General features: G+C 44.5%; 23 protein-coding genes. 5 read left to right on the top strand and 18 right to left on the bottom strand.

Annotated features, from left to right (window positions below; genetic code table 11):
* Positions 1 to 7: 7 nt before the first annotated feature.
* From rplV to rplC, 6 genes are read right to left on the bottom strand one after another with little or no spacing between them, the layout of a single operon-like run.
* Complete coding sequence (gene rplV / locus ACYVNW_RS17355) at positions 8 to 436, bottom strand: 50S ribosomal protein L22 (RefSeq protein ID WP_460681183.1); 429 nt, start codon at positions 434 to 436, stop codon at positions 8 to 10.
* A 6-nt stretch (positions 437 to 442) separates the two neighbouring features.
* Positions 443 to 709, bottom strand: a complete 267-nt coding sequence (gene rpsS / locus ACYVNW_RS17350) for a 30S ribosomal protein S19 (protein ID WP_460681182.1) — start codon at positions 707 to 709, stop codon at positions 443 to 445.
* On the bottom strand, positions 709 to 1533 hold the full coding sequence (gene rplB / locus ACYVNW_RS17345; RefSeq protein WP_460681181.1) for a 50S ribosomal protein L2: 825 nt from the start codon (positions 1531 to 1533) through the stop codon (positions 709 to 711). Before rplB ends, rpsS begins: the two co-directional genes overlap by 1 nt.
* A gap of 8 nt (positions 1534 to 1541) precedes the next feature.
* Positions 1542 to 1832: a 50S ribosomal protein L23 gene (rplW, locus tag ACYVNW_RS17340; RefSeq protein WP_460681180.1), complete on the bottom strand. Its 291-nt coding sequence runs from the start codon at positions 1830 to 1832 to the stop codon at positions 1542 to 1544.
* 2 nt (positions 1833 to 1834) lie between these two features.
* Positions 1835 to 2464, bottom strand: coding sequence for a 50S ribosomal protein L4 (rplD, locus tag ACYVNW_RS17335; RefSeq protein ID WP_460681179.1), 630 nt, complete (start codon positions 2462 to 2464; stop codon positions 1835 to 1837).
* A 1-nt stretch (position 2465) separates the two neighbouring features.
* On the bottom strand, positions 2466 to 3083 hold the full coding sequence (gene rplC, locus ACYVNW_RS17330; protein WP_460681178.1) for a 50S ribosomal protein L3: 618 nt from the start codon (positions 3081 to 3083) through the stop codon (positions 2466 to 2468).
* Positions 3084 to 3386: 303 nt separating this feature from the next.
* Here rplC and ACYVNW_RS17325 point away from each other — a divergent pair, with 303 nt between their 5' ends.
* Positions 3387 to 3992, top strand: a complete 606-nt coding sequence (locus tag ACYVNW_RS17325; protein WP_460681177.1) for a murein L,D-transpeptidase catalytic domain-containing protein — start codon at positions 3387 to 3389, stop codon at positions 3990 to 3992.
* A gap of 33 nt (positions 3993 to 4025) precedes the next feature.
* Here the strand turns inward: ACYVNW_RS17325 and ACYVNW_RS17320 are convergent, their stop codons facing one another.
* Positions 4026 to 5285 (bottom strand): NAD(P)-binding domain-containing protein, encoded by a 1260-nt coding sequence (locus ACYVNW_RS17320; protein WP_460681176.1) that lies wholly within the window; start codon positions 5283 to 5285, stop codon positions 4026 to 4028.
* A 162-nt stretch (positions 5286 to 5447) separates the two neighbouring features.
* Here ACYVNW_RS17320 and ACYVNW_RS17315 point away from each other — a divergent pair, with 162 nt between their 5' ends.
* Complete coding sequence (locus tag ACYVNW_RS17315) at positions 5448 to 6263, top strand: hypothetical protein (protein ID WP_460681175.1); 816 nt, start codon at positions 5448 to 5450, stop codon at positions 6261 to 6263.
* A 462-nt stretch (positions 6264 to 6725) separates the two neighbouring features.
* On the opposite strand, the gene rpsJ is transcribed toward ACYVNW_RS17315, so the two are convergent.
* The 6 genes from rpsJ to ACYVNW_RS17285 form a co-directional block, all read right to left on the bottom strand.
* A complete protein-coding gene (gene rpsJ, locus ACYVNW_RS17310) occupies positions 6726 to 7031 on the bottom strand; it encodes a 30S ribosomal protein S10 (RefSeq protein WP_158825059.1) in 306 nt (101 codons plus the stop codon).
* A gap of 177 nt (positions 7032 to 7208) precedes the next feature.
* The gene (gene fusA / locus ACYVNW_RS17305) at positions 7209 to 9320 is read right to left on the bottom strand and encodes an elongation factor G (protein WP_460681174.1); all 2112 of its coding nucleotides are present in this window, start codon (positions 9318 to 9320) and stop codon (positions 7209 to 7211) included.
* A 108-nt stretch (positions 9321 to 9428) separates the two neighbouring features.
* On the bottom strand, positions 9429 to 9896 hold the full coding sequence (gene rpsG / locus ACYVNW_RS17300; RefSeq protein WP_460681173.1) for a 30S ribosomal protein S7: 468 nt from the start codon (positions 9894 to 9896) through the stop codon (positions 9429 to 9431).
* Positions 9897 to 9917: 21 nt separating this feature from the next.
* Positions 9918 to 10334 carry a 30S ribosomal protein S12 gene (gene rpsL, locus ACYVNW_RS17295; RefSeq protein WP_460681172.1) on the bottom strand — a complete coding sequence of 139 codons (417 nt, stop codon included), beginning with the start codon at positions 10332 to 10334 and terminating at the stop codon, positions 9918 to 9920.
* A 239-nt stretch (positions 10335 to 10573) separates the two neighbouring features.
* Complete coding sequence (locus tag ACYVNW_RS17290) at positions 10574 to 11440, bottom strand: DUF808 domain-containing protein (protein WP_460681171.1); 867 nt, start codon at positions 11438 to 11440, stop codon at positions 10574 to 10576.
* A 175-nt stretch (positions 11441 to 11615) separates the two neighbouring features.
* Positions 11616 to 11837 carry a hypothetical protein gene (locus ACYVNW_RS17285; protein ID WP_460681170.1) on the bottom strand — a complete coding sequence of 74 codons (222 nt, stop codon included), beginning with the start codon at positions 11835 to 11837 and terminating at the stop codon, positions 11616 to 11618.
* 106 nt (positions 11838 to 11943) lie between these two features.
* Between ACYVNW_RS17285 and ACYVNW_RS17280 the strand changes: the two genes are divergently transcribed.
* Positions 11944 to 12237, top strand: coding sequence for a TIGR03643 family protein (locus ACYVNW_RS17280; protein ID WP_460681169.1), 294 nt, complete (start codon positions 11944 to 11946; stop codon positions 12235 to 12237).
* Positions 12237 to 13220, top strand: coding sequence for a nucleotide kinase domain-containing protein (locus tag ACYVNW_RS17275; RefSeq protein ID WP_460681168.1), 984 nt, complete (start codon positions 12237 to 12239; stop codon positions 13218 to 13220). The genes ACYVNW_RS17280 and ACYVNW_RS17275 overlap by 1 nt, the downstream gene beginning before the upstream one ends.
* Positions 13221 to 13232: 12 nt before the next feature.
* Here ACYVNW_RS17275 and ACYVNW_RS17270 read toward each other — a convergent pair whose 3' ends face one another.
* From ACYVNW_RS17270 to ACYVNW_RS17260, 3 genes are all read right to left on the bottom strand, one after another.
* On the bottom strand, positions 13233 to 13886 hold the full coding sequence (locus ACYVNW_RS17270; protein ID WP_460681167.1) for an alpha-ketoglutarate-dependent dioxygenase AlkB: 654 nt from the start codon (positions 13884 to 13886) through the stop codon (positions 13233 to 13235).
* 187 nt (positions 13887 to 14073) lie between these two features.
* Complete coding sequence (locus ACYVNW_RS17265; protein WP_460681166.1) at positions 14074 to 14949, bottom strand: ATP synthase subunit B family protein; 876 nt, start codon at positions 14947 to 14949, stop codon at positions 14074 to 14076.
* Between the two features lie 227 nt (positions 14950 to 15176).
* Complete coding sequence (locus tag ACYVNW_RS17260; RefSeq protein WP_460681165.1) at positions 15177 to 15383, bottom strand: hypothetical protein; 207 nt, start codon at positions 15381 to 15383, stop codon at positions 15177 to 15179.
* Positions 15384 to 15660: 277 nt separating this feature from the next.
* Here ACYVNW_RS17260 and ACYVNW_RS17255 point away from each other — a divergent pair, with 277 nt between their 5' ends.
* Positions 15661 to 16677, top strand: a complete 1017-nt coding sequence (locus ACYVNW_RS17255) for a hypothetical protein (RefSeq protein WP_460681164.1) — start codon at positions 15661 to 15663, stop codon at positions 16675 to 16677.
* 30 nt (positions 16678 to 16707) lie between these two features.
* On the opposite strand, the gene ACYVNW_RS17250 is transcribed toward ACYVNW_RS17255, so the two are convergent.
* Both ACYVNW_RS17250 and ACYVNW_RS17245 read right to left on the bottom strand, forming a co-directional pair.
* On the bottom strand, positions 16708 to 17808 hold the full coding sequence (locus ACYVNW_RS17250) for a hypothetical protein (RefSeq protein WP_460681163.1): 1101 nt from the start codon (positions 17806 to 17808) through the stop codon (positions 16708 to 16710).
* A 66-nt stretch (positions 17809 to 17874) separates the two neighbouring features.
* Positions 17875 to 18510: a DUF2306 domain-containing protein gene (locus ACYVNW_RS17245; RefSeq protein ID WP_460681162.1), complete on the bottom strand. Its 636-nt coding sequence runs from the start codon at positions 18508 to 18510 to the stop codon at positions 17875 to 17877.
* Positions 18511 to 18533 lie beyond the last annotated feature (23 nt).

The following is an 18533-nucleotide window of genomic DNA, read 5'->3' as shown; positions in this document are numbered from 1 at the left end:
GGTTAAATTAATTGTTAACGGTTTTACTATCCACTACTAAATGAACGTGGTTTGAACGCTTACGTATACGGTAACCGCGGCCTTGTGGTGCAGGGCGCAGTCTTTTTAACTGACGGCCACCACCTACTGAAACCTCTTTTACGTATAAGTTGCTGTCCTCAACACGCTGACCTTCGTTTTTTGACTCCCAGTTTTTGATAGCTGAAAGTAAAAGTTTTTCAACGCGGATAGCCGCTTCTTTGTTAGTAAACTTTAATATGTTTAACGCTTTTTCAACGTTTTCGCCACGGATCAGATCTACCACCAGGCGCATCTTGCGAGGCGAGGTTGGGCAGTTTTGTAACCGTGCAGCAGAAGCTCCTCCTTGCTGAGCTTTTTCCTGCTCTTTGCGCTGCCGGATTAGGACAGACTTTTTAACTTTTTGTGTTGCTTCCATTGCGGGTTATTTTTTCTTTTCTGCGTGACCACGGAATGTACGGGTTGGGGCAAACTCTCCCAGCTTGTGGCCAACCATGTTTTCTGTTACATACACAGGGATAAACTTGTTACCGTTGTGTACTGCGAATGTATGACCAACGAAATCAGGAGAAATCATGGAACGGCGTGACCATGTTTTAACCACCGATTTTTTGTTGGTATCATTTAAAGTCGTAACCTTTTTTTCAAGGTTATGATCAATATAAGGTCCCTTTTTAATTGAACGTGCCATTATTTCTTCCTTCTGTCGATGATGTAACGATCTGATGATTTTTTCTTGTCGCGGGTTTTGTAGCCTTTAGCCAATAAACCTTTACGTGAGCGTGGGTGACCACCTGAAGCACGGCCTTCACCACCACCCATAGGGTGATCTACCGGGTTCATAGCTACACCACGTACGCGTGGACGACGACCTAACCAGCGTTTACGGCCGGCCTTACCTAACACTTCGTTAGCTTTCTCGGCATTTGATACAGTACCGATAGTGGCTAAACAAGTAGCCAGGATCATGCGGGTTTCACCTGAAGGCAATTTGATAATGGCGTATTTACCATCACGGGCGCTCAGTTGTGCGTAAGTACCTGCAGAACGTGCAATGGTACCACCCTGACCAGGGTTTAACTCAATGTTATGAATGATTGAACCCAGCGGAATGCTTTTCAGCGGCAGGGTGTTACCTACTTCTGGAGCAACTGCATTGCCAGACACTACGGTTTGGCCAACGGTTAAACCTTCAGGGGCAATCATGTATCTTTTCTCACCATCAACGTACACTAACAGCGCAATACGAGCCGAACGGTTCGGGTCATACTCAATGGTAGCTACCTTTGCAGGGATATCAAATTTATTACGTTTAAAGTCAATTAAACGGTATGCTTTTTTATGGCCACCGCCAATGTAACGCATGGTCATTTTACCGCTGCCGTTACGACCGCCTGACTTTTTAATTGGCACTACCAGTGATTTTTCTGGAACGTTGGTAGTGATGTCAGAGTAGTCAGCGCCCACTCTGAAGCGGGTACCCGGGGTTACCGGTTTAAATCTTTTTACTGCCATCTCTCTTTTTATATTGTGCTATAAAAATCAATTGTTTCACCATCCTTCAACGTGATGATCGCTTTTTTGTAAGTAGCAGCACGGCCTGAAACCATACCTGCTTTAGTGTTGCGACTTTTCAGTTTACCGGAATATTTCATGGTGTTTACTGCCTCAACATTAACACCGTACATTGCCTCAATTGCTGCTTTGATCTGAATTTTGTTAGCTCTGTGGTCTACCTTAAAAGCGTAACGGTTCAGTTTCTCGGTCAGTTGGGCTACTTTTTCAGTAAGTAAGGGTTTCTTTAAAATTTCCATAGTTACTTAGCAAACGCTTCCTCCAGAGTTTTAACAGAACCTGTGGTTAATAACAGCTTACCGGCGTTTAATACGTCATAAGTATTCAGCTGGTCGGCAGTAATCACTTTCGCTTTCTTCAGATTTCTGCTTGATAAATATACATTGTTGTCGGCAGCAGGCAGTACCAATAAGGTTTTCTCGTTACCTAAGTTCAGGCTGCTTACCAGGTTTACGTAGTTTTTAGTTTTGATGGTATCAAAGCTAAAATCTTCTAAAACCACGATGCTGTTATCCTGAGCTTTGTAAGTAAGAGCTGATTTACGTGCCAGCGCTTTTAATTTTTTGTTCAGCTTAAAGCTATAATCACGTGGCTGCGGACCGAATACACGGCCACCACCGTTGAACAAAGGTGATTTGATGCTACCCGCACGGGCGCCACCAGTACCTTTTTGCTTATACAATTTGCGGGTTGAACCAGCAATTTCGTTACGCTGTTTTGATTTGTGAGTACCCTGACGCTGGTTAGCTAAGTATAGCTTTACATCAAGATAAACGGCATGTTCGTTTGGCTCAATACCAAACACCGCATCAGGAAGCTGCACCTTGGCACCTGTTTCTTGTCCTGATACATTTAAAACACTAACTTCCATCTTATTTATCCACGATTACGTATGAACCCTTAGCTCCCGGAACGGAACCCTTAACTACCAGCAGGTTTTGCTCAGCAAATACCTTTACCACTTCGAGGTTTTGGACTTTCACGCGTACGTTACCAGTTTGACCCGCCATGCGCATACCTTTAAATACGCGTGAAGGCCATGATGACGCACCCAGTGAACCTGGCGCACGCAAACGGTTGTGCTGACCGTGGGTTTGCATACCCACACCACCAAAACCATGGCGTTTTACCACACCCTGAAAACCTTTACCTTTTGAAGTACCTGCCACGTCCACAAAATCGCCAACGGCAAAGATGTCAACACCTACAGTGTCGCCCAATGCTTTTTCGTCTTCAAATGTGGTGAACTCAACCATCTTACGCTTTGGCGTAACACCGGCTTTTTGGAAGTGACCTTTGAGAGGTGAAGTAGTGTGCTTTTCCTTCTTTTCGTCATACGCTAACTGGATAGCAGCGTAACCATCTGTGTCAACAGATTTTACATGCGTTACTACACATGGACCAGCCTCGATTACCGTACAAGGAATGTTTTTCCCTGCCTCATCAAAAATGCTGGTCATTCCTACCTTTTTACCAATAATTCCTGACATTTTTTTTAATTTGTTTAATTGCCCATCGAAGCAGTAGGGCTTCGTTCAAGGCGTTTTTGCCCCTAAAAGGGTCGGCAAAGATAGGAATTTTACACTAATTTTCAAACACTTAGAAAAATAATTGAAAATATTTGAGGTAGTTCGAAAACACTTGTCCACGTTGATTTTACGCACAAGTAAATTGGGTAACTTGAAAAACATTTTCCAGCACTCCCCTTCAATCAACGTCATTTCTTTGCCGAAGCGCTATCAAACTTTTTCGGGCAGGTTAATTATGATTAAATTGCTACCTTATTATTTGTAATGAAAACCTGTATCCTATTTTTGTTTACGTGCTTATGCTTACACGGCATTAGGGTTAAAGCTCAAAAGCCGCACTTAGATACTCTTCGTACCCAAGTTAAAGCCCAGCAGGCTCTGGCCTATTGCAAACAACACGGCTATAACGCTACTTATTGCATTTTAATAGATATGAGCTTGCCTTCTGGCATTAAACGATTCGTAGTTTGGGATTTTAAGAAAAGCAACATTTGGATGTCGGGCTTGGTAAGCCATGGCTGCGGTACCCAACCCTGGTCATACGACCGTTCTAAAGAGAAGCCCGTATTTAGTAATGCGGCCAATAGCCATTGTACCTCATTAGGCAAGTACCGGGTAGACGGGCGGGGCTACAGCATGTGGGGCATTCATGTTAAATATTATTTAACCGGGCTGGAAAGCACCAACAGTAATGCTGCTGCCCGCCAGGTAGTGTTTCACTCGTGGGATGTAATACCAGATCAGGAAGTATACCCTATTGGTACTCCTGAAGGCTGGGGCTGCCCGGCCGTATCAAACACAACAATGAAAGCAGTAGATGAATTGCTAAAAAAGCAGAAGAAACATTTATTATTGTGGATATATAGTTAAATTGAGTAGCTTCTTCAAATCAACGTTAATTAATCATTCCTCCATCAACCGCTTAATCAGTTCCCCACTTTGTTCCCGGCCATCCTGCAGGCGGTGACTAAAGAAGGATTGTACCTGGTTGAAATGCTTTTTATAGCCTTCAATATCACCATATCCAATAATGGACGACCACTCACGAACGGCCGAATGGAACTCCAAATCGTCACCGCGGATGGTTTTATCGTATAGAGCGGTTTCAATAGATTCTTCTAATAAATCTTCATTCTTGAACAGATATTCGGCAATACCCAGGCGCAGGCGGAAGGGTGGTGTCTGGCAGATCAGGTTATCATAAGGGTTAACATTCAGCGCATGCCATGCATCTACCATACTCAATATGCTCAGATGCGAGTTAGGTTTGCGCAAACCGGCATTGTCATGCAAAGAAAACTCCTGCATCACCTGATCGTTCAGCATAATAGACTGGCGGCTTTCGTGAAACACAAAATCGCGGGCACGATACAGCCGCTCCCTGAATTCAGCTTCCTCCTCTTTAATCATCAACTTAAACAGTTCACTTTCTGATTGGGCATAAGCTTTTACCTGCTGTTTGGCATACGGGTTTAGTAATGCCAGGCCTGCATACACGTGCGCCTTATAACTGAATATCCGTAGCGTGATCAGGATTTTTACATTATCAATACCGCCCAGGTATGAGGCATTTTCCCAAGGAAAGAAACCCGCATGGCTCCAAGCGGTGCCCATACTCTCGAAACCTACATGGGTTACAGCCTGGGTATCGGCCACAATTTTATCGTGCTCGTGATAGTCATCAATCTCAACAATATCAGAATTGATGGCGGTAAATAAATCCAATACCCGGCGGTAGGCGGCTTCATCGGCCCGGTGCGGGATGATGATGAGCTTCTGCCCGGCCGGCTCAAAGCCCGGCCCGTGCATGGCATGAAAAGTAATGATATTAGCATCGGCAGGCAGGTATTTTTCAAACAGGGCAATTTCGGGGTGCTTTACCGAAGTTTGGCCGGCTACTATGGCGCCGTACTTGGTAGATGCGGCACACTCGGCTACTACTGCAGGCAGGCGGTCGGCCTCAACAGAGTAAATAATGAAATCACTGATACGTGATACCTCACGCCCATTGTCAAGCACTTTGATGTGCAGCGGGTTAAGTTCCTGTTCAAGCCGGGCGCGTTGTGCAGGCAAATCGCAGCCACAAACGGTGTAGCCTGCGTTGGCGAATGCCTTGGCGTATAGCTTACCCATATCCCCTAAACCGATAATTCCGATATTCATCCCACTAATATAAATACGTTTGGCAATTTTTAACAGGAACTGTTATATTCGTTATCCGTATACAATAGGTATAAAGCTTTAACCCAGAGTTGATTTACAATGAGTTAGATGTTTTATGCTTAAATAATTTATTTTATAATTGTGTTATTAAACTTGCAGTATATGAGCAAACTACCTATTTTAAAAGCTTCGGCCTTTGTTATTTTAGCACTGGGCACCCTGTGCAGCCATGCACAAGACAGCACCAAAGCTAAACCAACACGCACCCCAGCCAAAACCATGGTGGTGAACCCCAAACTGCAACGCGGTACTATAGGGCCTGTTGCTACACCTGCCGCCCAACCACGCACTATCACGCCAGCTAAACCAGCCACAAGTACACAACCTGCCAGCTACCGCAGGCCTGCTGCATCAATTTATCGGCAGCCGGGTGCTGCGAATACAGCCGGTGCCGCTGTTAACATGGTTGCCGATAAAAGCCTGAGCAGCCAGTACCAGTACCTGCTAACCAAGGTTTACGGTTATCAACGCCCTGTAATTGCTGCCTTTTATAAAAATATTACCGATAGCTTAACCAACCAGAAACGCAAGGTAAAACAGCTACAAGCCAGCTTGAATTCACAAACGAAAACTGTGAAAGATTTGCAGAGTGATGTAAGCAGCAAAGAAGAAAGCCTGAATGAATCAAACAGTAAAGCCGATGCCATTAGCCTGCTGGGCATTAAAATGTCTAAGTCGGCGTATAATACACTGATGTGGGGTTTGGTACTGGTATTTGGTGCAACTGCAGCTGTGGTTATCATGCAATCGGGCAGTAACCGCCGTGAGGCTAAATACCGCACTAAATTGTATGATGATTTAGATAATGAATACAAAACTTACAAAGTGAAGGCCAACGAAAAAGAGAAAAAGCTGGCACGTGATCTTCAAACCGCACGCAATAAGCTGGAAGAGATTACCGGCAACCCAGAGTATTAAAATTTAGAGTTGAGAATCAAGAACCAATACAAAAATTATAAGGCCGCTTTTCAAGCGGCTTTTTTTATTAGTGATTGCCCTTTGGAGATTTTTGTAACACTTACAGGAATACTTACAGCTTGTAAAGAAAACGTTACCTGATTTCAGGCTTATTCAAAATATAGAATTAATCCTTTTGGCTTCAATTTTGTCAGACCTGTATAACAACAATAAAAATATACAGATATGAAAAAGAGCATTGTCGCCATAGCATTAGTTGCCTCATTAGCCAGCATGTTAACCAGCTGTTTAGTACAAGATGGTCCTGGCCGTCATGGTCGTGGCCCTCGTGGCCCGCACGGTCGCTGGCATCATTATGATAATGGTTACCACAGAGGTTGGTAAACAGACCAAAACATTATTGAACAACAAAGGCCATCTGCATGCAGATGGCCTTTATATTTTCCGAATCTTCCGGTACTATCACACTTTGATTTCTACTTCAACGCCGCTTGGCAGTTCAAGTTTCATCAGCGCGTCAACTGTTTTAGAGTTAGAGCTGTAAATATCCAGCAGGCGCTTGTAAGAGCACAGTTGGAACTGCTCACGTGCTTTTTTGTTTACGTGCGGCGAACGCAGTACGGTAAACGTTTTCTTTTCAGTTGGCAAAGGCAGCGGTCCGCTTACTACAGCGCCGGTTGGCTTTACAGTTTTCACGATTTTCTCAGCTGATTTGTCAACCAGGTTGTAATCGTAAGATTTCAGTTTGATTCTGATTCTTTGGCTCATTGTTATTAAAATTTTGTGATTTCGCCGATTAAAAAGGATTACACCGATTCAATGGCGATTTCACTGATGTTTGTTGTGATTGACCTAAGAGCTATTTGTTAGGCTAATCTATTTATTAAAGGATTACACCGACCCATCTGTGAAATCACAATGTAATCGGTGTAATCAAAAGTTTACTTATGCAATAGCACCTTTAGCTTTACCTTTTGATTTAGCTACCACTTCTTCTTGTACGTTACGTGGTGCATCTTCATAGTGGTCAAACTCCATGGTTGAGGTAGCACGGCCTGAGGTAATGGTACGTAATTGAGTTACATAACCAAACATCTCTGAAAGTGGTACCATCGCTTTAATTACCTGAGCACCGTTACGGGTGTCCATACCTTGCAGCTGGCCACGACGACGGTTCATGTCACCGATTACATCACCCATGTTTTCTTCAGGGGTTAAGATTTCGATTTTCATGATTGGCTCCAGTAATACCGGTTTACATTTTGGTAAAGCCTCACGGTAAGCTGAACGGGCTGCAATCTCGAAAGATAATGCGTCCGAATCGACTGCGTGGAATGAACCATCAATCAACCGTACTTTTAAGCTGGTTAAAGGATAACCTGCCAGTACGCCATTAGCCATAGCAGCAGCAAAGCCTTTTTCTACAGATGGGATGAACTCGCGAGGGATAGCACCACCCACAATTTCGTTCACAAACTGTAAACCTTCTTTGTTATCATCAGCCGGAGAAATGATTACCTGAATATCGGCAAATTTACCACGACCACCGGTTTGTTTCTTGTAAGTTTCGCGGTGTTGAGTTTGGCCGCTGATCGCTTCTTTGTAAGCTACCTGTGGCGCACCCTGGTTAACTTCTACCTTGAACTCGCGTTTCAAACGGTCCATGATGATGTCCAGGTGCAACTCGCCCATACCTGAAATTACAGTTTGACCTGTATCTTCGTCAGTATTTACGCGGAAGGTTGGATCCTCTTCAGCCAATTTGCTTAAAGCCATACCCAGTTTATCAACGTCGGCCTGAGTTTTAGGCTCAATTGCCAAACCGATAACCGGCTCAGGGAATACCATTGACTCTAAGATGATTTTATTCTTCTCGTCGCAAAGGGTATCACCTGTTTTAATATCTTTAAAGCCTACTACCGCAGCAATGTCACCTGCACCTACGTTAGGGATAGGGTTTTGCTTGTTGGCGTGCATCTGGAAGATACGTGAAATACGCTCTTTATTATCAGAACGCATATTGTGCACGTATGAACCTGCTTCCAGGTTACCGGCATATACACGGATGAAGCACAAACGGCCTACAAACGGGTCGGTAGCAATTTTAAATGCTAAGGCTGCAAATGGCTCTTTAACATCTGGTTTAACCAATACTTCTTCGCCGGTATCAGGGTTAGTACCTACCACACCTTTTGAATCTAAAGGTGAAGGCAATAACTCCATTACATAATCCAGCATGGTTTGTACACCTTTGTTTTTGAAAGATGAACCGCAAGTCATCGGAACAATTTTACCGGCTAAGGTAGCCTGACGTAAAGCGTCCAGTACTTCGCGCTCAGTGATGGTAGTTGGATCATCAAAGAATTTCTCCATCAATGTATCATCAAACTCAGCAACGGCTTCCAGTAATTTCTCTCTCCACTCGTTAGCTTCGTCAACCAAATCGTCAGGGATTGGCACTTCGGTAAAGGTCATACCTTTATCGTGCTCGTTCCAAACCACACCACGGAAGTTGATCAAATCTACCACACCTTTGAAGCCGTCTTCAGCACCGATAGGAATTTGCAGTGGCACCGCGTGGCTGCCCAGCATATCACGTACTTGCTTTACAACTTTCAGGAAGTCGGCGCCTGAACGGTCCATTTTGTTAACGAAACCGATACGGGGCACATTGTAGTTGTTAGCCAAACGCCAGTTAGTTTCTGACTGTGGCTCTACACCGTCAACCGCAGAGAACAGGAAAACCAGACCATCCAGTACACGTAATGAACGGTTTACCTCTACGGTAAAGTCCACGTGGCCCGGGGTATCAATTACGTTTACCTGGTATTTGTTGTTGCGGTAATTCCAGAATACGGTAGTTGCAGCCGAAGTGATGGTAATACCACGCTCCTGCTCCTGCGCCATCCAGTCCATGGTAGCGGCACCTTCGTGTACCTCACCAATTTTGTGGCTTACCCCTGCATAATACAGGATACGCTCTGTAGTGGTGGTTTTACCCGCATCAATGTGAGCGGCAATACCAATGTTTCTTGTATATTTAAGATCTCTTGACATGTCTTTTGTTATTGAGTTGATAGCTGGTGAGTAGTTGATTAAGTTGATTGTGTGAGTAGTTATGAAATTCTCCCCACTTAATCAACCACTCACTTAATCAACCATTCACTAGAACCTAAAATGTGAGAACGCCTTGTTGGCTTCAGCCATTTTGTGCGTATCTTCTTTCTTCTTTACGGCAGCACCTTCACCTTTGGCAGCAGAAATGATTTCGCCGGCCAGTTTCTCCATCATGGTTTTTTCACCACGGCGACGGGCATAGCTGATCAGCCATTTCATACCTAAAGCGATTTTGCGCTCAGGGCGAACTTCAGTAGGCACCTGGAAGTTGGCACCACCTACACGGCGGCTTTTCACTTCTACAGATGGCATAATGTTGTTCAGTGCTTTTTTCCAGGTATCTAAACCGCTTTCGCTGGTTTTTTTCTCTACAATATCAACCGCATTGTAGAAGATACCGTATGCGGTAGATTTTTTACCGTCATACATCATGTTATTTACAAACCTGGTTACCAGAATATCATTAAATTTCGGGTCAGGCAGGAGAATTCTCTTTTTTGGTTTTGACTTTCTCATTGTTTACTATCCTCCTTTTAATTATTTCTTTTTACCGCCTTTGCCCGCAGGTGCAGCTGGCTGACCTGGTTTAGGACGTTTAGTACCATATTTAGAACGACGCTGGTTACGGCCATTTACACCTGAAGTATCCAGTGCACCACGAATGATGTGGTAACGAACACCTGGTAAATCTTTAACCCTGCCGCCACGGATTAACACGATAGAGTGCTCCTGTAAGTTGTGACCTTCACCAGGGATATAGGCATTCACCTCTTTACCGTTGGTTAGGCGCACACGGGCCACTTTACGCATTGCTGAGTTTGGTTTTTTAGGGGTAGTGGTGTACACACGGGTGCACACGCCTCTTCGCTGTGGACAGCTGTCCAACGCTGGGGATTTACTCTTATCCTCCAGAGCTACTCTACCTTTTCTAACTAATTGTTGAATAGTAGGCATTTCTTCCTTTTACTGTTAATTTTATTATCCCGCATTTCGGGACTGCAAAAGTACGAAGATTGTTTTTGATTTTCAAGCGGTTGCGTGAAAGTTTTTTTATTATAGAATGAACAGAGCGGGCAGTAGCGGAGAATAGAAAAGCAGGAGGTAATAAGGGTGCATGATTGATAGCGAAATCTTATGCAATTCACCTACCCTGTTGCGGGCGCTTACTCGGAATAGGTGACAAAACCGATTGGTTATCTGGCGTTTACTTTACCCCATAACCATTTGGCACTTTCAACAATAGCAAATACCAATAACCCGGCTGCCATACCTATAATCAGCTCGGCCAGCGTGGATGGAAGTTTAGACATCAGGTGATGGATGTAAGCAATATGGTGAACAAAGATACCCCCCGATACCAGTAATAAAGCCAGCGTACCCACTACACTCAGTATTTTGATGAGCACGGGCAGCGCGGCTACCAGCAGTTTGCCCGTTTGCCTGATAAACCCCGCACCGTCTGATGATTTAATTAATTTATAACCGGCATCATCCATCCTTACCATCAGGGCAACCAAACCATAAACACCAATGGTAGCCAGTACGGCTACAATAGCTACCGACACAATTTGTATCCAAAGTACTTGATCGGTCACACTTCCCAAAGCGATAATCACAATCTCTATCGACAGGATAAAATCTGTAGCGATGGCCGATTTGATCTTGGCCTGCTCTGTGCTCGCCGTGCCCTTGTTATCTTCCGGCTCCGCATGCTTTTCTTTGGAGTGATGAAACAAAAAACCGATAATTTTTTCTGCGGCCTCATAAGCCAGGTACAAGCCCCCTGCCACCAGCAGCCAGGTGATGCTGGCCGGTAAAAAAGCATTCAGCAATAAAGCTACCGGAACAATAATGAGCTTGTTAAGCAGCGAACCTTTGGTAATGGCCCAAAGCACCGGCAATTCACGTGTGGCCATAAAACCGGTAGCCTTTTCGGCATTTACGGCCAGGTCATCGCCCAAAATACCGGCTGTTTTGCGGGTAGCTACTTTTGCGGCTACGGCCACATCGTCCATCAGCGCCGTAATATCATCTAAAATTGCAAATATACCTGAAGCCATAGTGAGCGGTTTGCGAGTTTAACCCACCCATCAACAGTTATCGGCCTTAATCGTTCACGTGCTGGCTACTATTTACAAAAATAAGAGGCAAGTTTATCCTTCAAGACTCCGAATTAATAATACTATTGATTTGGAATTGCAGGGTTGAGACGTAAGTTTATGCAGTTATGCACCTTTAATCCAATATCACCTGCCACTGCTGTTGCTCATTAATGGCATAACCCAATCCATCGCTCATTTCATGTACTTCCAACTGGTGCTTTTCGCTAAAACGGGTTCTCAGTTCGTAAACCAACCCTCCGTTTTCACGCTTCAAATACAAAACCAGTGAAGCCATATTAGGTGCTACATCTTTTAGTGGCTGATAATCGCCTTCTTTTACAAATGCTGAACTCATCTATTAACGACAACCAGCAGCTATAAATGTTCATGAGTGGGCTTGCATTTAACAACTTGGTACAAGTTTATGCACACTATCTCCTTTCATATACGTTGCTTTGAATATGAATAATGCAGAAACAACAGCATTGTCGGTAACAGACATAGATAGAATTATTGAAATGGCCTGGGAGGACCGTACTCCCTTTGATGCTATTGAAGCGCAGTTTGGGTTGAGCGAAAAAAATGTAATTGACCTGATGCGAAGAGAAATGAAAAAGTCGAGCTTTAAAATGTGGCGGGCCAGAGTACAAGGCAGGCATACCAAGCACAGCAAATTGCAGACAGAAACCCTAACCCGCTTTAAAAGCAACATGGAGCGGCAAATCAGCCTCAACAAAATCAGTAAGCGCAGCTGATGATTGCAGTTATTAAACAGCCGCCAACGGCTACGTATATACTGGATACCTACTGGCGGTTTGCCGCCGAGCGGCAGGAGATATTCTTTAACCGCCTTGCCGGTAAACCCACGCTCACCGCCGACCCCATCCTGCTCAAACATAAATTTACCAATGCCTACCGCGCGGCCGACCGCGTAAGCCAGTACCTCATCAGCGAGGTCATATACAAAGGTGAGCAGTCGCCCGATGAATTATTGTTCCGCATCCTGCTATTTAAGCTGTTTAATAAGATAGAGACCTGGCAGTTGTTGCAGCACGAATTGGGTGAGATGACCTGGAGGGGTTATTCATTTCAGCGGTATAATCAGGTTCTTCATCAAGCCTTGCAGGCTGGGGAAACGATTTACTCCGGCGCTTACATGATGGCTTCCGGCAACAGCGCTTATGGCTATGCCAGAAAGCATGAGAACCACCTGAAGTTGCTGGAGCAGATGTTACAATCGCATTTGGCAGACCGCTTGATGAAAGCCCCATCAATGGAAGCAGTTTACCAGTTGCTGCTGGGCTATCCTACCATTGGCAAGTTTTTGGCTTACCAGTATGCTATTGATATCAACTACAGCATACTTACCAATTTTAGCGAGATGGATTTCGTAATGCCGGGCCCCGGTGCCAAAGACGGAATCCGCAAATGTTTCAGCAGTTTGGGCGATTATAGTGAGGCGGATGTTATCAGCTATATCACTGACAGGCAGGAGCAGGAGTTTGAGCGCCTGGGACTACACTTTAAAAGCCTGTGGGGAAGGCCGCTGCAACTCATCGACTGCCAGAACCTGTTTTGCGAAACCGATAAATACGCCCGTGTAGCTCACTCCGAAGCCGGTGGTATCTCCGGACGCACGCGCATCAAGCAACTTTACTCACCGGTTAGCCATCCTATCCAGTACTTTTTCCCGCCCAAGTGGGGACTGAATGACTGGATAGGCAGTTTACCTGTTTAATACCGGATGATATCAAGGTTTGCTTAGCCTTAAAATTTCTTCGGGGCTGATGTGGAACTGCTCCTGCAATAAATGAGCTACCTTACCTTCGGGGTTAATAGGGTGTACACGCTTGGGCTTTACCTTGCGGTAAGTAATAGATACCCTGCGCTCACGGTGGTGCAGCTCGCCATCTACCTTATCTTTTTTGCGTGGCGGGATGCCATGTTTCCATTTTTTACGGGCATCATCCTGCATTACATACAGTGAGCGCCGGGGCACTTCAATATCAAACACCTCCAAGTTTTTGCCCTTAATAAAGCGCATTACACAGCTGCTGCCCAGGTTTACCCCGCAAATTTGGTTCTCATAGTAAGCCCTGTCCTTATGCGGCTTTAACCCCTCGCCAGGAACGTACTCGTTGATAATCACCTGGTCGGGTTGCAAATCAATAATATTTTGAGCCACAATTTCTTGCGAGAGCTGATGGATCAATGGCGGCATCTCCACCGGAAACGGAATCAAATTATAAGGCTTCTCCAGCTCATTACGGTATCCGTAGTATTGTAGCCTCCGCAGGTAATCTATGATCCAGGTCTGGCTGTCAATCTCGCTGAGTAACTTTTGCTCTTTGGCTTCGTCAATAAAATCAGGATATAAAAATAAACCGGGCAGGGCTGTTTCCATGTGGCAAATAGATAATGCTTAGTGTTTAAGTAAGCTGTCGTAAATAAGTATCTGAATGCAACAATGGTTACAGGGCTATGTTTTGGCGGATGTTATCAGCATTTTCGCTGGCCTAAGCTTAACTTGTGATTTATTAATCGTAAAACGACCTGAGTTTGCAAACTCGTACTAGAATAAAGGAGTTTAACTAATGTCGATCAAGAAATGACTCATACTCAATAAACTTTTCAGATTGTACGATTTTTTGATTTAAAACTGCCTCTACCGTTCCTAATTTGAGGTGATTTATTGACCATTTGAAATTTGTATACAAATCTAATGTTCCAGCATTCCATCTGACATTCACCGGCCAGCCAGGATTTAAAGCTGCACTCTCATGAATATTTGTAACTGGGTAATTTGGTATAAGTGCAGTGTAAAAGTTATTTTGGCTTCCGGGTTGCAAAGTGCCCAAATTAAATGTTTTAACCGGATTCCATTGATTTTCGCTACCGATGCCTAAGCCTGGTTGAGTGCCCATCGTTCCTCCAATTCCTGCATTTAAAACAGTATAATATTGAGACATGTATCCGCTTAACATGTCAGATACTTGAACTTTGACATCACTTAAACTGTATTTTCCGTTATTTTTCAACACAAAGTGAACTTGAATTGAATTGTTGACTCCGTTATTAAATGCATAAGGTGTTGCATATATATATAATATTGGCGTTGTTCCTCCTCCTGTTAATTCATTTGTTAATTGTTCTTGAAGTTCCGCATTTCGTTTGTAGCTATCAGCAAGTTCCTCCGCCTTTGCTGCTATATGTGCAGATGTTGTGTTCGCTTCCCGCTGTAATGCAATTACTTCTCGTTGGGCAGTCAACAGATGCTGTGCATTGATTCCTGCTTCTATTCGAGCTTCGCTCGCTTGGCGTTTTGCTTCGTCAGCTTCTCGGTCAGACGTCTTTTTATCTTTATACTGAAAGATTGCTGAAATAATTAAGAAAAGGCCTCCAACTATTCCAATAATAAGTGCCCAAAATGTTCTATCTAACGAAGACATTGCCTCAATGAATTTCATATTATTTAATTATCTCCCCTTTATTTGTCTAAGATTAGCGCAGCATAACTTAGACCTTACATTTGGTAAGCTTCCAGCTTACCTGCCCGACACGGCTCATTTAGGTAAAGTTACTAAACCCTTACTTGTAAACTGAAAGATTGTTATATTATATATCTAAGTTATGCTGCCTAAACTTAGGTTAGTAAAACATAATTATAAATATTTTAAATCAATTTGATATGGCATTAATTAGTAAAGCCGGTTCTACTTCTGCCCAGATTGTGAAAGCTGTATTGCTCAGGATACCGGTTCAACTCCTTTACGATATCATCAACTTTTACATCTAAAATCATCACATAAATACCAATTTCTCCCCCTTCCTTTTGCCGCAATATCAACTCCATCATATCGGATCCTTTACCACTCACTTCCTTCAAATAGAAGTAATACAAACTTTCACAGGGTAACAGTTATATTTTTGAAAAAGCTAGCCCTCGCTCTTCGAAGTTTTCAACTGCGAAGCCCAATGCCGGCAGATTGTATCTACCGAAAAACCACTGACACATCCATGTCACTGCTGCATGGTGCTGCGGGTGCTGCGTGGTGCTGCACCTGCTGCGTCCGCTGTGCGCAGCACCACGCAGCACCCGTAATTTTACCAACAAATACCAAAATATTACCTAAACTGTTGTACTTTTCAACCTTCAAGAAAACGAGGGAAACGAACTAATGCCGTCAGAGTTATTGCTGCCGCCTGCCGATATGCAGGAAGATGATTTTGCTTATTTCAAATACAAAGGTCACTTGGTTACCCATGGCTACCTGGATGCCCGTAAAGCGGCCCTGGCCTTACAGGGTATTGATGAGGTAATGCGCTTTTTTATTTTGCAGCAAGCCCCCGTTTTAATGGCTTATGATTTTGATATTCCTATCAAAATACGCAGGGGCAGTTGGGAGGCCGTAATTCCGGCCGGCTTTGGCGGGTGGCTAACTAACACGGCCGCCGCCCTGCAAACACCGCCAGAGGCTTCTTCTACCCTGCCTGTACTTACGCCTGAAGAACTGCAACAAACCGCTACCCGCAATTTGGTGACCGCCGCCATTAAGGCGATCAAATGGGTGTTAACCATCAGCAGGCATATGGGTTCACTATCTATCCGCAAATTTAAATCCGTAAAGTTTGATCCGGCTGATGCCCACGCTTTTGCTATGGTGGGTCTGGAAAATAGCAACGGCGAAACCTTACAAGTGCCCGAATATTACCTGGAACAATATCGTAACTGCCCGGCTACCCTGTTTGATAAACTGGCCCAAAACCTGGCAGAAGGCCGCGAACTGGAAATTGGCTTTGCATCAGGCGTAGTACCTGATAAAGATGATACCGGTTCCGCCCTAACCCTTAACCCGGAAGATAAGCCCTTGTTCACTGAAGAAGAAAGCGACGACATTATTTTGTTTCCCGACTGGAAGCACGGCGACCCTATAAAGTTAGAGGGCCATGTGACCCGCGGCAACGAAAAAGCCAACACCATCGGCTTTATGTACAATGGGCATGTGCTCACCTGTAGCCCCGTACAGGGCAATATTACTGACTATAAAGGCGTGCTCTTCACTAACTGCCTCATTAAAGGTGAAATTGACCGCTCGGGTCAGCACAACATGGGTACCGAAAAACGGCCGCATATCCGGTTCAAATCCTTAAAAAGTTTATCGCCGGCTGCGAGTCCGCAATTAAGTTTGTTTTAACTGGTAAATAATTGCTGATTGAGTTAGCAGCTATTTTGAGAATTTGTTTATAAATGCCTTCCAGTTCAGCAGCAGTTGCAAGGTGAACGAACTTTTAATTAGCCAAGGATGCCGGCGAGCAATGTAATTGCTGCCCATTTTATACATCATCCGGTTAAGATGATAAGTGGCTTCAGTAGAGGTAAAGTAAGTTTTGTTAAATTGCTTTATATCATATAAGCTCCAGCAATCATGATGAATAACTGGCTGAGGTTCTCCACTGCGCATACCCAGCCACTCCTCGTAATAATAGCGGTCATCAGTGAGTTCAGGCTCAGGGCAACTGGCAAGATAACGCCCTTTAGCCATCCAGTAATTGTACCAAATCCAACCGCCTTTTCTGCCGTTTGGCAAAGCTTGGTTACTATCGGCCATGGCCGGGAAAAGCCCTACCTTTTCAATACCATTTTTGCGCAGTAATTGCAAGTGCTTGCGCCAGCTTTCAAAGGTGCGGGTCATGAGTGCCACGTCTTCGGGCAGCCGGCCATGCAATCCATGCGACATGCCTTTGGAATGAAAGTACATAAAATCACAATCGGGATAACGCCCGGCCAGCTCATGCACCAGTTTAACGCCCGGATACTCAAACTGATTTATATCCGAAGTATTGATCATGGCTTGCGGTATTAGCGCAGTAACCATTGCTGATACTTCAGCTGTATGCTGATGGCTGTCTGTGACGTGCACATACAGTTCGGCATCAGGCATAATACCATAACTCTTTAATTGCAGCAACTGGCCCGATACGATACTCCGCCAATTGGAGTTAGGATTGACATACAGGTAGTAAACTATAATAAGCCGCCTGGCAGTATCGCTTAAATCAATCACTATATCCTCATGGTATTGTTCATGGGCAATATACCAGGTGCGGCCATTGGCACTAATTTGTAAGTACAAGCGCTGATGAGGTGCAAGATTGTACGCAAAGTTGAAATCCATGGGCAGCGTAATAATACTGCCATTAATGTAGGCTTGCAGCTCCCGGCTTACGTCAACCGTGTTCAACGGCAGCATATCAATTGAAAAAACCCCAAACAAAGCGGCAACTTCAATATCCGGAACCGGCATACGATCAGTAGATAAAGGCATAAGCAAATAACAACAAAAAAGCCACGATGATTACTAAGCGTGGCAAATGTAGAAAATGTTGTTAGATCAGGCTACCTGTAGTTTTGGCTTTACCCGCTTTGGCCTGGCTATCCACCAGGCACATATAAGGTTGGGCACCCAACACAACCAGGCAACTATATGGTAAGCATCTGTGAATTGCATATGGCCTGGGGCAATCAGTAAGGGCAACCATAACCGTAAGGTAACTGCGGCAAAAGTAAGGCTGTAGTTCATTATCATCCAGCGGCGGTGCGGTTCTACTTGCCCGCGGCGGATGTAGGTATAGGCCAGGGCTGCCGTAAATAACCATGCCAGGGCCAGAGCCGAAAAACCATAAGCGCTGATAAGCCCCCCGGTAGCAAAAAAGGCTACATATAAGCCGGTAATACTGCTCATAGCCACTGCAATTAAATAGATACGGCCCAATATGCGGTGCTGTCCGATGTTGCGCCTGCGGCGTTTTAAATTAAACTGAGGCCAGCCGGTAAGCAGCGCCAGGCCACCGGTTGAAATATGGGTGTAGAACATAACGTTCCACAACAGGTCATTCAACAACTCTTTGGGTTTGCTGGCCAGTAAACCATTGGTATGCATATCTACCAATAAATACAATACAGGATATAAACCGATGGCTATAGCCAGTATTACAGCTGCGTTGCGGGTGAACTGATTAATTTTCATAACCGTGTTTTTGCGTTTAGTTG

It is taken from the genome of Mucilaginibacter koreensis (genome assembly GCF_054783355.1).
Note: the sequence above shows the minus strand (reverse complement) of the source record. Positions and strands in the feature narration are given on the sequence as shown.

Excerpts from the sequence above, each read along its gene's own strand:
- ACYVNW_RS17250 (WP_460681163.1), bottom strand. The coding sequence starts at position 17,808 with ATGCCTTTATCTACTGATCGTATGCCGGTTCCGGATATTGAAGTTGCC.
- rplV (WP_460681183.1), bottom strand. The coding sequence starts at position 436 with ATGGAAGCAACACAAAAAGTTAAAAAGTCTGTCCTAATCCGGCAGCGC.
- ACYVNW_RS17315 (WP_460681175.1), top strand. The coding sequence starts at position 5,448 with ATGAGCAAACTACCTATTTTAAAAGCTTCGGCCTTTGTTATTTTAGCA.
- ACYVNW_RS17245 (WP_460681162.1), bottom strand. The coding sequence starts at position 18,510 with ATGAAAATTAATCAGTTCACCCGCAACGCAGCTGTAATACTGGCTATA.
- ACYVNW_RS17265 (WP_460681166.1), bottom strand. The coding sequence starts at position 14,949 with ATGAAATTCATTGAGGCAATGTCTTCGTTAGATAGAACATTTTGGGCA.
- ACYVNW_RS17255 (WP_460681164.1), top strand. The coding sequence starts at position 15,661 with ATGCCGTCAGAGTTATTGCTGCCGCCTGCCGATATGCAGGAAGATGAT.
- rpsS (WP_460681182.1), bottom strand. The coding sequence starts at position 709 with ATGGCACGTTCAATTAAAAAGGGACCTTATATTGATCATAACCTTGAA.
- ACYVNW_RS17290 (WP_460681171.1), bottom strand. The coding sequence starts at position 11,440 with ATGGCTTCAGGTATATTTGCAATTTTAGATGATATTACGGCGCTGATG.
- rplD (WP_460681179.1), bottom strand. The coding sequence starts at position 2,464 with ATGGAAGTTAGTGTTTTAAATGTATCAGGACAAGAAACAGGTGCCAAG.
- rplW (WP_460681180.1), bottom strand. The coding sequence starts at position 1,832 with ATGGAAATTTTAAAGAAACCCTTACTTACTGAAAAAGTAGCCCAACTG.
- ACYVNW_RS17270 (WP_460681167.1), bottom strand. The coding sequence starts at position 13,886 with ATGGAAACAGCCCTGCCCGGTTTATTTTTATATCCTGATTTTATTGAC.
- rpsJ (WP_158825059.1), bottom strand. The coding sequence starts at position 7,031 with ATGAGCCAAAGAATCAGAATCAAACTGAAATCTTACGATTACAACCTG.
- ACYVNW_RS17285 (WP_460681170.1), bottom strand. The coding sequence starts at position 11,837 with ATGAGTTCAGCATTTGTAAAAGAAGGCGATTATCAGCCACTAAAAGAT.
- ACYVNW_RS17320 (WP_460681176.1), bottom strand. The coding sequence starts at position 5,285 with ATGAATATCGGAATTATCGGTTTAGGGGATATGGGTAAGCTATACGCC.
- rplB (WP_460681181.1), bottom strand. The coding sequence starts at position 1,533 with ATGGCAGTAAAAAGATTTAAACCGGTAACCCCGGGTACCCGCTTCAGA.
- rpsG (WP_460681173.1), bottom strand. The coding sequence starts at position 9,896 with ATGAGAAAGTCAAAACCAAAAAAGAGAATTCTCCTGCCTGACCCGAAA.
- rpsL (WP_460681172.1), bottom strand. The coding sequence starts at position 10,334 with ATGCCTACTATTCAACAATTAGTTAGAAAAGGTAGAGTAGCTCTGGAG.
- rplC (WP_460681178.1), bottom strand. The coding sequence starts at position 3,083 with ATGTCAGGAATTATTGGTAAAAAGGTAGGAATGACCAGCATTTTTGAT.
- fusA (WP_460681174.1), bottom strand. The coding sequence starts at position 9,320 with ATGTCAAGAGATCTTAAATATACAAGAAACATTGGTATTGCCGCTCAC.
- ACYVNW_RS17325 (WP_460681177.1), top strand. The coding sequence starts at position 3,387 with ATGAAAACCTGTATCCTATTTTTGTTTACGTGCTTATGCTTACACGGC.
- ACYVNW_RS17275 (WP_460681168.1), top strand. The coding sequence starts at position 12,237 with ATGATTGCAGTTATTAAACAGCCGCCAACGGCTACGTATATACTGGAT.
- ACYVNW_RS17280 (WP_460681169.1), top strand. The coding sequence starts at position 11,944 with ATGAATAATGCAGAAACAACAGCATTGTCGGTAACAGACATAGATAGA.